Source organism: Castellaniella sp., assembly GCF_034007085.1.
Lineage (GTDB): Bacteria > Pseudomonadota > Gammaproteobacteria > Burkholderiales > Burkholderiaceae_B > Castellaniella.
In genome coordinates this window covers 27,170-41,954 of the sequence record NZ_JAVERO010000002.1, presented here as the reverse complement: position 1 = coordinate 41,954, position 14,785 = coordinate 27,170, and the positions used below count along the sequence as shown (strand labels likewise).

Sequence of the window (14,785 nt, the reverse complement as noted above, 5' to 3'; positions counted from 1 at the left end):
CTATAGCCTGCGCAACAGCCCGGCAATGTCGGTGCGGTCCAGGCCGCGCGCCAGCGCCAGGCGCAGGGTGATGCGTGCCTGCAGGGGGTTGAGCGCATGGGCCGCCAGCGGGCCGTGGTCGTCTTGGGAATCCGTGACCAGACCGTCCGGCACCCGGCTGGCGCGCACGCACACCAGACCGTGGCGGATGGCCTGGGCGCAGCCCCGCGCGGCGGCCGTGCTCAGGCTGCCGTTGCCCATGGCCGCGACGATGATGCCGCGAGCCCCGGCCTGGATGGCGGCGGCGTAGGGGTGCGCAGGCGCGTCCTGATAGTCCAGAATGATGTCCACTGGCGGCAGTGCGCGCAGACCAGCCAGGGAAAAGACCGCCGCATCGGGCAGGTCGGGTCGCAGGGCGTAGCGTACCTGGCCGTCGGTGATGGCGCCCAGGACGCCGGCGCCGTCCGTCCAGAATGCATCCACCCGGGTCGTATGGCGTTTGGCCGCATGCCGCGCCGCCAGGATGCGGTCATTCATGACGACCAGCACGCCCCGGTTGCGGCTGCCAGGATCGGCTGCCACCAGCAGGGCGTTGAGCAGATTCAGCGGCCCGTCGGCGCTCAGGGCCGAGGCGGGGCGCATGGCGCCCACCAGCACGACGGGCTTGGGGCTGTGTGTCGTCAGGTGGAGGAAGAAAGCGGTTTCTTCCAGACTGTCGGTGCCGTGGGTCACGACCACCGCGTCCACCGCCGGATTGCGCAGGTGGCGATTCACGGTGCGCGCCAGGCGCAGGACCTGGGCCGTGTTCAGGTTCCGGCTGTCCACATTGAACGGCTGTTCGCAGTGGATGTCGGCGATGTCGGCCACCCCGGGGATGGCCGACAGCATGGCCTCGATCCCCTGGGTGACCCGGTAGCCGGTCAGGGTGCGGGCGTCGCCAGCCGTGGCGGCAATGGTACCGCCCGTGCCGATCAGGACCAGGCGTGGTTGCATCAGGGATACAGGCCGCGCACCTGGCGGGCTTCGAGGATGCGGGTGCAAGCCACGATGAAGGACGCCGTGCGCAGTGACACCCCGTGCTGGCGGGCCACCGCAGATACGGAGGCATAGGCGGCACGCATCATGGCTTCCAGGCGGTGGTTGATTTCCTGTTCCGTCCAGAAGAAGCTGGAGAAATCCTGCACCCATTCGAAATAGCTGACCGTGACGCCGCCCGCGTTGGCGACGACGTCAGGGACGATGACCGTGCCTTTGGACGAGATGATGTCGTCGGCCTCGGGGGTGGTGGGGCCGTTGGCGCCCTCGACCAGGATCCGGGTGCGGACCAGGTCGGCATTGTCGCGGGTGATCTGGCCTTCCAGGGCGGCGGGGATCAGGATTTCGGTTTCCAGCGACCAGAATTCCTGGGGCGTGATCGCCTGGGCATCGGGGGCGCCCGCCACGCCGCCGTTTTCGCGTACGTGGTCGAACAGGGCCAGGACGTTCAGGCCATTGGCGTTGTGGACGATACCGGTGTGGTCGTAGACCGCGACGACCTTGGCGCCGGCTTCGTGGAACAGGCGCGCGGCGGTGCCCCCCACGTTGCCGAAGCCCTGGATGGCGATGCGTGCGCCCTTGATGTCGATGCCGGCTTCGCGCGCGGCTTCGCAGGCGGTCACGTACACGCCGCGGCCCGTGGCTTCGACGCGGCCCAGGCTGCCGCCCAGGGAGATCGGCTTGCCGGTGACCACGCCAGTGGTGGTGGCGCCTTCGTTCATGGAATAGGTGTCCATCATCCAGGCCATGACCTGGCTGTTGGTGTTGACGTCGGGCGCGGGGATGTCCTTGTTGGGGCCGATGATGTCGTGGATTTCACTGGTGTAGCGGCGTGTGATGCGTTCCAGTTCGCCCGGGGAATACTTGCGCGGATCGATGCGGATGCCGCCCTTGGCGCCGCCAAAGGGCAGGTTCACGGCGGCGGCCTTGATCGACATCCAGGCCGACAGGGCCATGACTTCCGACAGGGTGACGTCCTGGTGGTAGCGCACGCCGCCCTTGCCGGGCCCGCGCGAAGTGTTGTGCTGCACCCGGTAGCCTTCGAAGTGGGCGACTGTGCCATCGTCCAGTTCCACCGGCACGTCCACGATCAGGATGCGCTTGGGGCGTTTCAGGGTTTCGACCCAGCGTGTCAGGGAACCCAGGTAGGGTGCGACGCGATCGACCTGTTCCAGATAGATGCCCCAGGGGCCGGGGTGATCCGGATCCAGGTAGGAGGGCAGGGCTTGGGAAATCGGCTCGGGCATGATGTGCGACCTTTTGTATGAGTGCAGAACAGACAGTGACATACTACTGGCCCCATTTTAGTGCGGCTGCGGCGTTCTGTGTCCCGATCTGGCCGGAAGGGGACGTGATTCCGGTTATATCGAATCAACGTTTTTTTCGTTCCCTGCCGCCGCGTGGCCGGGCACACTGGTTGCTTCCGCCGGCAGGAAGCCGGCTCATCCTGTTGGAGATCGACCGTGCCGATGCTGCTGCCTGCGCCGCTGGCGGCGCGCTGGGAAGCCCTGCTGGCAGGCCTGGCGCGCATTGCGGAGGTGCATCCGGATGCGTTGCTGGCTTCGTCCATGGGGGTCGAGGATACGCTGCTGATCCACGCCGTGGCGCAGTTGCCCCGTCCGTTGGGCGTCTTCATGCTCGATACCGGCCGCCTGCATGCCGAGACCCTGGGCATGGTGGATGTCGTGCACGCCCGCTACGGCATTGCGGTCCGGGTGATGCGCCCCGATCCGGACGCGGTGCGGGCCCATGTGACCGCGCATGGTGAATTTGCCTTCTATGACAGCATTGAATTGCGCCAGGCCTGCTGCGGCATCCGCAAGGTCGAGCCGCTGCGCCGCGCGCTGGCGGGGCGTTCGGCCTGGGTGACCGGCCAGCGGCGCGAACAGTCCCTGACCCGGGTCGAACTGCCTGAAACCCAATGGGACGACGCCTTCGGCCTGCAGAAATTCAACCCGCTGGCGTTCTGGACAGCTGACCAGGTCTGGGCGGTGGTGCGCGCGCTGGACGTGCCTTACAACCCGCTGCATGACCGGGGCTACCCCTCGATCGGCTGCGAACCCTGCACGCGCGCCGTGCGTCCCGGCGAGGATCCGCGCGCCGGCCGCTGGTGGTGGGAACAGCGTGACAGCCGCGAGTGCGGCCTGCACGCCGGCAATCTGCGCGTGGCCGGCGCGCCGGCCGTGCATCCGCGCGCCTTTATTTCCACGGACACTACGGAAACCCCGACCCCATGAGCACTGCCCTGATTGCCCGAACCCATCTCGATTGGCTCGAATCGGAAGCCATCCACATTCTGCGCGAGGTCGCCGCCGAATGCGCACGGCCCGTGCTGCTGTTTTCCGGGGGCAAGGATTCCTGCGTGCTGCTGCGGCTGGCGGAAAAAGCCTTCCGTCCGGGGCGCTTTCCCTTTCCGCTGATGCACATCGACACGGGCCATAACTTTCCCGAAGTCATTGCCTTCCGCGATCGCCGGGCGGCCGAACTGGGCGAAGCGCTGATCGTGCGCAGTGTCGAGGATTCCATTGCGCGCGGCACGGTCGTGCTGCGCCATGCCAACGATTCGCGCAATGCGGCACAGGCCACCACCTTGCTGGAATCGATCGCGGAATTCGGCTTCGATGCCTGCATCGGCGGCGCCCGCCGGGACGAGGAAAAGGCCCGCGCCAAGGAACGCATCTGCTCGTTTCGCGATGAGTTCGGCCAGTGGGATCCCAAGGCGCAGCGGCCGGAACTCTGGAACCTGTACAACACGCGCGTGCATCCGGGCGAAAACATCCGCGTCTTTCCGATTTCGAACTGGACCGAACTGGACGTCTGGCAGTACATCGAGCGCGAAGGCCTGGATCTGCCTTCGATCTACTACGCGCATGAACGCGAGGTCGTGCGCCGCAACGGCCTGCTGGTCCCCGTCACGCCGCTGACGCCGCCGCGCGAGGGCGAAGCGGTCGAACGCCTGAGCGTGCGCTTCCGCACGGTGGGCGACGTGTCCTGCACCTGCCCGGTGGCGTCTGCGGCAGCCACGCCGGCCGACATCATCGCCGAGACGGCCGTCACCACCATCACCGAGCGCGGCGCCACGCGCATGGACGACCAGACTTCGGAGGCATCGATGGAACGGCGCAAGAAACAAGGCTATTTCTGAGCGCCTTGCCTGACAAGCCCAGGCATCCGGACTTGAGCATCCGAATCGGATCAAGGAAATCACCATGAACGCAATCAATGAACAATGGCAGGCTGCGCCGGAAACCAGTGTGCTGCGACTGATCACCGCCGGGTCCGTGGACGACGGCAAGTCCACGCTGATCGGCCGCCTGCTGCTCGACAGCAAAGGCGTGTTCGCCGACCAGCTGCAGGCCATTGCGGGTTCGAAATACACGCGTGCCCCCAATAGCGAACTGGATCTGGCGCTGCTGACCGACGGCCTGGAAGCCGAGCGCGAGCAGGGCATCACCATCGACGTGGCCTACCGTTATTTCGCCACTCCGGCGCGCAAGTTCATCGTTGCCGATGCCCCTGGGCACGAGCAGTACACGCGCAATATGGTGACGGGCGCTTCGACGGCCGATGCCGCCGTGATCCTGATCGATGCCAGCCGGGCGGGCGACGGCCGGCTGTTGCCGCAGACCAAGCGCCACAGCACGCTGGCCCGCCTGCTGGGGCTGCGCCACATCGTCGTGGCCGTCAACAAGATGGATCTGGTCGGCTGGGACCAGGCGGTATTCGACCGGATCCATACGGCGTACCGGGACCTGGCCGAACGGCTCGGTATACCGGCATTCCACGTCGTGCCGCTGTCGGCCCTTTCGGGGGACAATGTGGTGCGGCCAAGCGACCGGACGCCCTGGTATCCGGGGCCGCCGCTGCTGACCCTGCTGGAAAACCTGCCGGCGGCTGCGGAGCCTGCGCAAGCGCAGGCGCGTTTTTTCGTGCAATGGGTGATTCGCCACAACGGCAGCGGCCCGGGTGCGTTCCGGGGCTACGCCGGACAGTTGCAGGGCGGCACCTGGCGGGTGGGCGATGCCGTCCAGGTCCTGCCAAGTCGCGAACCGGCCCGGATTACGGGCCTGCTGCGCGGCGCGCAGGCGGTCGACCAGGCGCAGCCGGGCGACAGCATCACAGTGGTGCTGGACCGGGACATCGACCTGTCCCGGGGGGATGTGCTGGTCGATGCCCAGGCGCAGCCGGTGCTGGACCGGGATTTTGAGGCCGATCTGTGTTGGCTGGACCAGCAGGCGCTGAATCCGGCGCGGCTGTATTGGCTGAAGCAGGGCACCCGGCTGACCCAGGCGCGCATCCAGGCCGTGCACACCCGGCGGGACATCCATGAGTTGCGCTCGGTCGATTGGAACGGCACCCTGGCCATGAACGACATCGGCCGTGTGCAGCTGCGCACGCGCGACCCCCTGGTGCTGGACGATTACGATGCACTGCGCGCGACTGGGTCGTTCATCCTGATCGACATGGCCACGAACCAGACGGCGGCGGCGGGGCTGGTCCGGCGTTGAATGCGGGCTGCGGCGGTTGTGGCGACGATCGCCGCAGCGGCCCTCAGATCCCGTAGTGTTTCAGTCCGTCCAGGTCCAGCACCTGGACGGCGCCGTATTCGATCTTCAGCAATTGCGCGGCTTCCAGGGTGCGCAGGGCCTGATTGGTGCGCTGGCGGGATATGCGCGCCAGGAAGCCGATTTCTTCCTGTGTGATTTCCAGGCGCGTCGAGTTGCCTGGGTACAGCAGCGGATTGAACTGTTCCGCCAGGCAGCGTGCTACGCGGGCATCGGGTGCCAGCAGGCGGTCATATTCGGCCTTGCCAATGAATTGCGCCACGCGTTCGTTCAATTGGTGCAGCAGGTAGCGATTGAAGGGGATGCTGGCATCCAGCAGCCAGTAGAACGTGTCGCCGCGCAGGCGGGCAATGGTGCTGCGGCGCAAGGCGATGATGTCGTATTTGCGGGCTTCGCGTTTCAGCAGCGAACCCTCGCCGATCCAGCCGCCGGCCGGCACCCCGGTCAAGGATGCCAGCTTGCCGTCGGCATTGCCCACCGAGACTTTCAGCAGCCCGTCGAGCACGCCGATCCAGGCGCAGGCGACCACGCCCTTGTGTTCGATGATGGTGCCGGATTCAACATGCGCCACGGTGGTGTCCTGCAGGACGCGTGCCTGCTGCTCGTCGTCGAGCAGGTCGAACCAGGCGGCGCGGGCCGGCAAAGCCTGAGACAGATTCATGGGGACTTACCCTAGATCGAGATCGAATGTCATACGTGCGACAGTCCGAGCGGGTCGCAGCCTGTACTTTAGTGCACGACACCGCCCATCAGAGGCGCACTAAAAAGGCCACGCGGGTTGCAGGATCCTCGCAAGGCCCAGGAGACATCATGGTACAGGAAACCACCGCCGCGACGACGTTCCCCGCTCTGTTGATGCATCATGCACGGGTGCGCGGCTCGAAACCCGCGATCCGGGAAAAGGATCTCGGCATCTGGCAGACGCTGACCTGGGCCCAGGTGGCGGCCGAGGTCCGGCGCGTGGCCTCGGGGCTGGTCGATCTGGGGGTCCAGGCTGGCGAGCACGTCGCCGTCGTCGGCGAAAATCGCCCACGGCTGTACATGGCGATGATGGCGGCCCAGTGCATCGGGGCGATTCCCGTACCGCTCTACCAGGATGCCGTGGCCGAGGAAATGGCCTACGTGCTGCAGGACGCCGAGGTCGGCGTGGTGGTGGCCGAGGACCAGGAACAGGTCGACAAGATGCTGGAAGTCACAGGCCGCTGTCCGGCGCTGCGGCATGTCGTCTACGACGATCCGCGCGGCATGCGCCATTACGACGATCCATGCCTGCTGGCCTGGGAATCCCTGCTGGCCCGAGGTGAAGACCGCGTGCGGCAGCATCCCGACGAAATCGATGCGCGCATCGCCGCCATTGGCCCCGATGACACCGCTGCGATGTTCTACACGTCCGGGACCACCGGCAAGCCCAAGGGCGTGGTGCTCAGCCATCACGCGCTCATCGACCGGGCGCGGGTCATCGAGCGTTTCGAAGGCCTGACCGACCAGGAAGACGTGCTGGCCTACCTGCCGCCAGCCTGGATCGGGCAGAACATGTTTTCCTACACCCAGTTCCTGACCACGGGCTTCACCGTGAATCACCCGGAATCGCCCGAGACCGTGTCGATCGACATGCGCGACATCGGGCCCACCTATTATTTCGCGCCGCCGCGCGTGCTCGAAGGCCTGCTGACCCACGTCACGATCCGCATGGAAGACGCCGGCCGGTTCAAGCGCTGGCTGTACCGCCAGGCGATGGGCCTGGCGCGGCGGGTGGGGGACCGGATCCTGGACGGCGGCGCTGGCGTTGGCGTGTTCGACCGCCTGAAATACGCCCTGGGCGATCTGCTGATCTATGGTCCGCTGCGCAATGCCCTGGGCATGAGCCGGGTGCGCGTGGCCTATACGGCAGGCGAGGCCATCGGTCCCGATCTGTTCGTCTTTTACCGCTCCATCGGCATCAATCTGAAGCAGCTCTACGGCTCGACCGAGACGTCGGTCTTCGTCTGCGTCCAGGCCAATGGCCAGGTGCGCGACGATACGGTCGGCCCGCCCTGCGAGGGGGTGGACATCCGCGTGGCCGACAATGGTGAAATCCAGCTGCGCAGTCCCGGCCTGTTCACAGGCTACTACCGCAACCCCGAAGCAACGGCCGAATCCTACACGGACGACGGCTGGTATCACACCGGGGATGCAGGCTACCTGGATGCCGATGGCCAGCTCAAGATCATCGATCGCGCCAAGGATGTCGGCCGACTGGCCGACGGCAGTCTGTTTGCGCCGAAATTCATAGAAAACAAACTCAAGTTCTTTGCCTTCGTGAAAGAGGCCGTGGCCTTCGGGGCGGACCGTTCCGAGGTCTGCGCTTTCATCAACATCGACCTGGAAGCCGTGGGCAATTGGGCCGAACGGCGCGGCCTGCCCTATGCCGGCTATACCGACCTGGCAGGCAAGGACGAGGTCTATGCCCTGATCCGGGACTGCGTCGAGCAGGTCAACGCCGACCTGGCGACGGATCCGCAACTGGCCGCTTCCCAGATCAGCCGCTTTCTGATCCTGCACAAGGAACTGGACCCCGATGATGACGAGCTGACCCGCACCCGCAAGGTCCGCCGTGCCTTCATCGCCCAGAAATACGCTGTGCTGGTCGATGCGCTGTTCGAAGGCCGTGCCAGCCAGTTCATCGAAACCGAGGTCAAGTTCGAGGACGGCCGCACGGGCCGGATCTCTGCCGACCTGCGGATTGAATCTGCGGCCGTCATGCGGCCCGAACCCCTCAAGAAGGTAGCCTGAATGATCCAGATGGCGACAGCACAGACCACGGAGACGGCGCCAGGTGGCGCTGCGGACCGCGCCGGGCGCATCGGCGAGGTCATCCTGGACCTGCAGAACATTTCCCTGTCCTTTGGCGGTGTCAAGGCGCTGACGGACATTTCCTTCGATGTGCGCGAACACGAGATCCGCTCCATCATCGGCCCCAATGGCGCAGGCAAGAGTTCGATGCTGAACGTCATCAATGGGGTCTACACGCCCCAGGAAGGCCGCATCCTGTTGCAGGACCAGAAATTCACGCGGATGAATCCGCGCCGCGCTGCAGAAATGGGCATTGCCCGTACCTTCCAGAACCTGGCCCTGTTCAAGGGCATGAGCGTGCTGGACAACATCATGACGGGCCGCAACCTGCGCATGCGCAGCGGTGTGCTGGCCCAGGCGTTGCGCCTGGGTTCGGCCGAGCGCGAAGAAATCGCGCACCGGGAAGTCGTGGAAAACATCATTGATTTCCTGGAAATCCAGGCCTGGCGCAAGACGCCGGTCGGGCGCCTGCCCTACGGCCTGCAAAAGCGCGTGGACCTGGGCCGGGCGTTGGCCATGGAACCGCGCATCCTGCTGCTCGATGAGCCCATGGCGGGCATGAACATCGAGGAAAAGCAGGACATGAGCCGGTACATCCTGGACGTGAACGACGAATACGGCACCACGATCGTGCTGATCGAGCATGACATGGGGGTGGTCATGGACATCTCCGACCGGGTCGTGGTGCTGGACTACGGCCGCAAGATTGGCGACGGCACGCCCGCCGAGGTGCGGGACAATCCCGAGGTCATCCGGGCCTATCTGGGCGCCAGCCACTGAGGAGTCGCAATGGGATTCTTATTGGAAACAGTGATCGGCGGGTTGATGAGCGGCATGCTCTACGCCCTGGTGGCCCTGGGTTTCGTGCTGATCTTCAAGGCGTCGGGGGTGTTCAATTTCGCCCAGGGCGCGATGGTGCTGATCGCGGCGCTGGCCATGGCCCGCCTGTCGGGCTGGATCGACGCCTGGCTGGGTGGCGCCTCGCCCGTGCTGGCCAATCTGCTGGCTTTCGTGCTGGCCGCCCTGTTCATGTGGCTGATCGCCGTGCTGGTCGAACGCCTGGTGCTGCGCCATCTGGTCAACCAGGAGGCCACCACGTTGCTGATGGCCACCATCGGCATCAGCTACTTTCTGGATGGCATCGGCCAGATTCTGTTCGGCAGCTCGGTGTATTCGATCGACGTGGGCATGCCCAAGGATCCCGTCATCATCCTGGATACGGTGTTCGACGGCGGCGTGCTGGTCAGCCTGGAAGACCTGACGGCAGCCGTCATCGCTGCCGTGCTGGTGGCCGTGCTGGCGTTCTTCTTCCAGTACACCACCGTTGGCCGGGCCTTGCGTGCCGTGGCCGACGATCACCAGGCCGCGCAGTCGGTGGGCATTCCCCTGAACCGCATCTGGGTGGTGGTCTGGACCGTGGCCGGTCTGGTGGCCCTGGTCACGGGCATTGTCTGGGGATCCAAGTTCGGCGTGCAGTTCACCCTGTCCACAGCAGCCTTGCGCGCCTTGCCGGTGGTGATCCTGGGGGGGCTGACCTCGGTGCCGGGCGCCATCGTCGGCGGCCTGATCATCGGCGTGGGTGAAAAGCTGTCCGAAGTCTACCTGGGACCCTTCGTGGGCGGCGGCATCGAGATCTGGTTCGCCTACGTGCTGTCCCTGGTGTTCCTGCTGTTCCGGCCCCAGGGCCTGTTCGGCGAAAAAATCATCGACCGCGTCTGACAGGAAACCCGACCATGTTCTATCGTGAAAATGGCCAGTTCAAGAGTACCTACCGATCGGACCAGCAGATCTTTCCGATCCGCCAGGACCGCTGGTTCATCTCCGCCCTGCTGCTGCTTGCCTTCGTCGGCGTCCCCCTGGGGGCATCGGACTACTTTCTGCAGGCGATCTTCATCCCCTTTCTGATTCTGGCGCTGGCCGCCATCGGCCTGAACATCCTGGTGGGCTATTGCGGTCAGATTTCCATCGGTTCCGGGGCCTTCATGGCGGTGGGCGCCTATGCGGCCTGGAATTTCGGCGTGCGCCTGGACCTGCCGCTGGTAGCCCAGATCCTGATGGGCGGTGTGTTCGCCACCCTGACAGGTGTGGTGTTCGGCGTGCCCAGTCTGCGCATCCGCGGCCTGTATCTGGCGGTGACGACGTTGGCGGCGCAGTTCTTCATGGACTGGGCCTTCCTGCGCATCCCGTATTTCACCAACTATTCGTCCTCGGGCAATGTGTCGGTGCCGACGCTCGACGTCTTCGGCCTGCCGGTGGTCACGCCCGCGCAGAAATACCTGTTCGTGCTGTGCTTCGTGGCGATCATCGGCCTGCTGTCCAAGAATCTGGTGCGCGGCGCGATTGGCCGGCAGTGGATGGCGATTCGGGACATGGACGTGGCCGCTGCCGTCATCGGCATCCGGCCGGTGTACGCCAAGCTCACCGCCTTTGCCGTCAGTTCCTTCATCATCGGCGTGGCGGGTGCACTCTGGGCCTACATCCACCTGGGTTCCTGGGAACCCCTGGCCTTCGACCTGAACCGCTCGTTGCAACTGCTGTTCATCATCATCATCGGCGGCCTGGGGTCCATCATTGGCAGTTTCTTCGGTGCGGCCTTCATGGTGCTGGTGCCGGTGCTGCTGACCAACGTGCCGCACTGGCTGGGCCTGGACATCCCGGTGGACGTGGCCTCGCACATCGAGCACATGGTTTTCGGTTTCCTGATCGTCTTTTTCCTGATCGTGGAGCCGCACGGCCTGGCCAGACTGTGGAGCATCGCCAAGGAAAAACTCAGGATCTGGCCGTTCCCCCATTGAGGGGCCTTTGGGGCGGCGTTCGAACGGACCCGTTCTTTGTTGACACGATAGGTGCCATACGCACCAGGAGGAGCTACAAATGAAGCATGCATTGACGAAGACCGCCGCCGCAGCGCTGCTGGCTGCCGTCGGGTTGGCGGGGGTCGCGGGCACGGCCCAGGCCGCCGAGGAACAATTCGTCCCGCTGCTCGTCTATCGGACCGGCTCGTTTGCGCCGCTGGGCATTCCCTGGGCCAACGGCAAGATCGACTACCTCAAGCTCATCAACGAGCGCGACGGCGGCGTCAATGGCGTCAAGATCACCTACGAGGAATGCGAGACGGCCTATTCCACCGACAAGGGCGTGGAATGCTACGAACGCCTGAAAAACAAGCAGGGCGGGGCGTCCGGCTTTGATACCCAGTCCACCGGCATCACCTTTGCCGTGACTGACAAGGCGATCGTCGATGGGCAGTCGGTGATCACCGTAGGCTACGGTCTGTCGCAGTCGGCCGATGGCCGGGTCTTCAAATGGAATTTCCCGCTGCTGGGCACGTACTGGACGGCAGCCGATGTCATGATCCAGGACATTGCCAAGAAACTGGGCGGCGAAGACAAACTCAAGGGCAAGAAGATCGCCCTGATCTATCACGATTCGCCCTTTGGCAAGGAACCCATCCCGCTGCTCGAAGAACGCTCCAAGGCCAATGGCTTCGAGCTGCAGCTCTATCCGGTGGCCGCCCCCGGCGTCGAACAGAAATCCACCTGGCTGCAGATTCGCAAGAACCGCCCCGACTACGTCATTCTCTGGAGCGCCGGGATCATGACGCCGACCGCCATCCGCGAGGCGCAGGGCGTGGGTTATCCGCGCGACAAGATGTACGGCATCTGGTGGGCCAGTTCCGAGACCGACGTCCAGGATCTGGGTGACGTCGCCAAGGGCTATCACGGCATCACGATCCAGAACAGCGCGGAACATGGCCGGGTGCATGACGACGTCAAGAAATACGTCTACGACAAGGGCGAAGGCGCCGACAAGGACGGCACCACCTTCGGGTCGCTGGCCTACACGCGCGGCATGATGATTTCCATGCTGCAGGTCGAGGCCATCCGTACGGCCCAGGAAAAATTCGGTAAAGGCAAGCACATGACGCCCGAGCAGGTGCGCTGGGGGTATGAAAACCTGAATCTGGACCAGGAACGCCTGGAACAGCTGGGTTTTGCCAAGCTGATGCGTCCGGTGAAGACCTCGTGCGAGAACCACATGGGCGATGACTGGGCGCGCATCATCCAGTGGGACGGCAAGAAATTCAATGTCGTCTCTGACTGGTATCAGTCCAATCCGAAATACGTGCAGCCGCTGGTGAAGGCTCTGGGCGACAAGTACGCCGCCGAAAAGAAACTGCCGACGCGCGATTGCGCTGCCGAGTAAGCCGTGCCGGGGCCGGGCAGCGCCCGGCCCCCTGGGAGAGGAATCAATGGAAAGCGCACAGGCGTCCGAACCCGCAGTGCTGTTGAACGTCAACGGCATCGAGGTCATCTATAACCACGTCATCCTGGTGCTCAAGGGGGTGTCCCTGACCGTGCCGGAAGGCCGGATCGTGGCGCTGCTGGGCGCCAATGGCGCGGGCAAGACGACCACCTTGCGGGCCATTTCCAATCTGCTGCGCGGCGAGCGCGGCGAGGTCACCAAAGGTGGGATCGAATATCGCGGGGAACGCATCGAATCCCTGTCGCCGGCCGATCTGGTCCAGCGCGGGGTAGTCCAGGTCATGGAAGGCCGGCACTGTTTCGCCCACCTGAGCATCGAAGAAAACCTGCTCACGGGCGCCTATACCCGGCGCCTGAGTCGGGCCGATCTGGATGCGGCCCTGGACAAGGTCTACCGTTATTTCCCGCGCCTGAAACAGCGGCGCAAGAGTCAGGCGGGCTATACGTCTGGCGGCGAACAGCAGATGGCGGCCATCGGCCGGGCGCTGATGGCCGACCCGCGCATGATCCTGCTGGACGAGCCTTCGATGGGCCTGGCGCCGCAGATCGTCGAGGAAATCTTCGAGATCGTGCGCGACCTGAACCAGCGCGAGGGGGTCAGTTTCCTGCTGGCGGAACAGAACACCAATGTGGCCCTGCGCTATGCGGACTATGGCTACATTCTGGAAAACGGCCGCGTGATGATGGACGGCGACGCCCGCGCATTGGCCGAGAACGAGGATGTAAAGGAATTCTATCTGGGCGTCTCGGGGGCGGGGCGCACCAGCTTTCGTGACACCAAGTTCTATCGCCGGCGCAAGCGCTGGCTGGCTTGATGCGAGGGTAATGCCATGCAGGCATATTACGATGCGCGTGAAACCCTGCCTCCCGATGCGCGTGAGCGGCAGCTTTTCGAGCGCCTGCCCGCCGCGCTGGAGCGGGCGCGGGCGCGGGCGCCGGCCATCGCCCGGCAGCTCCAGGAGATCGATCTGGCGGCGCTGGATTCGCGCGCGGCCCTGGCCCGCGTGCCGGTGCTGCGCAAGAGCGAACTGTTGCAGGCCCAGCATGCCGCCCACATGGCCCGCACGGATGGTACCGGCGATGCCGAACGGCAGCGCGTGTTCGGCGGTTTCTCGACGCTCGGCTGGGGCGAGGCGCGGCGGGTGTATGCCTCGCCAGGGCCCATCTACGAGCCTGAAGGTCCGCGCCCGGACTACTGGGGTTTTGCCCGTGCATTGCACGCAGCGGGAGTGCGCTCCGGCATGCTGGTGCACAATTGCTTTTCCTATCACTTCACGCCTGCCGGTTCCATGATGGAAACTGCTGCGCACGCGCTGGGCTGCACGGTGTTCCCCGGCGGGGTCGGGCAGACCGAACTGCAGGTGCGCACCATGGCAGACTTGGCGCCGCATGCCTACACCGGCACGCCCAGTTTCCTGCGCATCATTCTGGAAAAGGCCGACGAAATGGGGGTGGCGTTGCCTTCGTTGAGGCGGGCGTTGTTTTCGGGCGAGGCGTATCCGCCGTCGTTGCAGGCCTGGTTCCGGGACCGTGGCATCCAGGGTTTCCAGGCCTATGGCAGTGCCGACCTGGGCATGGTGGCGTTCGAGACGCCTGCGCGCGAAGGCCTGGTCGTCAACGAGGATCTGATCCTGGAAATCGTCCGGCCAGGGACTGGCCAACCGGTGCCCGCAGGCGAGGTCGGCGAACTGGTGGTGACGACCTTGAATGCGGACTACCCGCTGCTGCGCTTCGGCACCGGCGATCTTTCGGCCTTGATGCCTGGGGTTTCGCCCTGCGGCCGGACCAATCTGCGTATCCGCGGCTGGCTGGGACGGGCTGATCAGACGACGAAAGTCCGAGGCATGTTCGTGCATCCCGAACAGATTGCCCGTGTGCTGGATCGGCATCCGGAAATCAGCCGCGCGCGCCTGGTGGTGTCGGGGGGCGCGGGTCACGACATCATGACGCTGCACGTCGAGACCGGGGGCGCGCTCGATGCCGCAGCCGTGGCCGATACGGTTCGCGAGCAGACCAAGCTGCGGGCGCTCGTCGAAATCGTGGCGGCCGGCAGCCTGCCCAACGATGGCAGGGTGATCGAGGATGCCCGCCACTACGACTGAATGGTCG

At 65.0% G+C, this 14,785-nt stretch carries 13 protein-coding genes; 10 read left to right on the top strand and 3 right to left on the bottom strand.

The window, feature by feature from the left end:
- Together RBR29_RS00565 and RBR29_RS00560 are read right to left on the bottom strand one after the other, a co-directional pair.
- On the bottom strand, positions 1-972 hold the full coding sequence (locus RBR29_RS00565) for an asparaginase (RefSeq protein WP_320346187.1): 972 nt from the start codon (positions 970-972) through the stop codon (positions 1-3).
- The gene (locus RBR29_RS00560; protein ID WP_320346185.1) at positions 972-2,261 is read right to left on the bottom strand and encodes a Glu/Leu/Phe/Val dehydrogenase; all 1,290 of its coding nucleotides are present in this window, start codon (positions 2,259-2,261) and stop codon (positions 972-974) included. The genes RBR29_RS00565 and RBR29_RS00560 overlap by 1 nt, the downstream gene beginning before the upstream one ends.
- 222 nt (positions 2,262-2,483) lie before the next feature.
- On the opposite strand from RBR29_RS00560, the gene RBR29_RS00555 reads away from it, so the two are divergent.
- The 3 genes from RBR29_RS00555 to RBR29_RS00545 all read left to right on the top strand — a co-directional run bounded on the left by RBR29_RS00555 (position 2,484) and on the right by RBR29_RS00545 (position 5,522).
- Complete coding sequence (locus tag RBR29_RS00555; RefSeq protein WP_320346219.1) at positions 2,484-3,251, top strand: phosphoadenylyl-sulfate reductase; 768 nt, start codon at positions 2,484-2,486, stop codon at positions 3,249-3,251.
- Entirely contained in the window at positions 3,248-4,159 is a 912-nt protein-coding gene (gene cysD, locus RBR29_RS00550; protein ID WP_320346184.1) for a sulfate adenylyltransferase subunit CysD, read from the top strand. Before RBR29_RS00555 ends, cysD begins: the two co-directional genes overlap by 4 nt.
- Before the next feature lie 64 nt (positions 4,160-4,223).
- On the top strand, positions 4,224-5,522 hold the full coding sequence (locus RBR29_RS00545) for a GTP-binding protein (RefSeq protein WP_320346183.1): 1,299 nt from the start codon (positions 4,224-4,226) through the stop codon (positions 5,520-5,522).
- A 43-nt stretch (positions 5,523-5,565) separates the two neighbouring features.
- Here the strand turns inward: RBR29_RS00545 and RBR29_RS00540 are convergent, their stop codons facing one another.
- Complete coding sequence (locus tag RBR29_RS00540) at positions 5,566-6,240, bottom strand: Crp/Fnr family transcriptional regulator (RefSeq protein WP_320346181.1); 675 nt, start codon at positions 6,238-6,240, stop codon at positions 5,566-5,568.
- A gap of 149 nt (positions 6,241-6,389) precedes the next feature.
- Between RBR29_RS00540 and RBR29_RS00535 the strand changes: the two genes are divergently transcribed.
- From RBR29_RS00535 to RBR29_RS00505, 7 genes are all read left to right on the top strand, one after another.
- Complete coding sequence (locus RBR29_RS00535) at positions 6,390-8,351, top strand: AMP-binding protein (protein ID WP_320346179.1); 1,962 nt, start codon at positions 6,390-6,392, stop codon at positions 8,349-8,351.
- Between the two features lie 9 nt (positions 8,352-8,360).
- Positions 8,361-9,191: an ABC transporter ATP-binding protein gene (locus RBR29_RS00530; protein ID WP_320346177.1), complete on the top strand. Its 831-nt coding sequence runs from the start codon at positions 8,361-8,363 to the stop codon at positions 9,189-9,191.
- A 9-nt stretch (positions 9,192-9,200) separates the two neighbouring features.
- Entirely contained in the window at positions 9,201-10,130 is a 930-nt protein-coding gene (locus RBR29_RS00525; RefSeq protein WP_320346175.1) for a branched-chain amino acid ABC transporter permease, read from the top strand.
- Positions 10,131-10,144: 14 nt separating this feature from the next.
- Positions 10,145-11,206 (top strand): branched-chain amino acid ABC transporter permease, encoded by a 1,062-nt coding sequence (locus tag RBR29_RS00520; protein WP_320346173.1) that lies wholly within the window; start codon positions 10,145-10,147, stop codon positions 11,204-11,206.
- Between the two features lie 79 nt (positions 11,207-11,285).
- A complete protein-coding gene (locus RBR29_RS00515; protein ID WP_320346171.1) occupies positions 11,286-12,617 on the top strand; it encodes an ABC transporter substrate-binding protein in 1,332 nt (443 codons plus the stop codon).
- 46 nt (positions 12,618-12,663) lie between these two features.
- Positions 12,664-13,491, top strand: a complete 828-nt coding sequence (locus RBR29_RS00510; RefSeq protein WP_320346169.1) for an ABC transporter ATP-binding protein — start codon at positions 12,664-12,666, stop codon at positions 13,489-13,491.
- A gap of 15 nt (positions 13,492-13,506) precedes the next feature.
- Positions 13,507-14,778: an AMP-binding protein gene (locus tag RBR29_RS00505; protein ID WP_320346167.1), complete on the top strand. Its 1,272-nt coding sequence runs from the start codon at positions 13,507-13,509 to the stop codon at positions 14,776-14,778.
- The last annotated feature ends 7 nt before the right edge of the window (positions 14,779-14,785 follow it).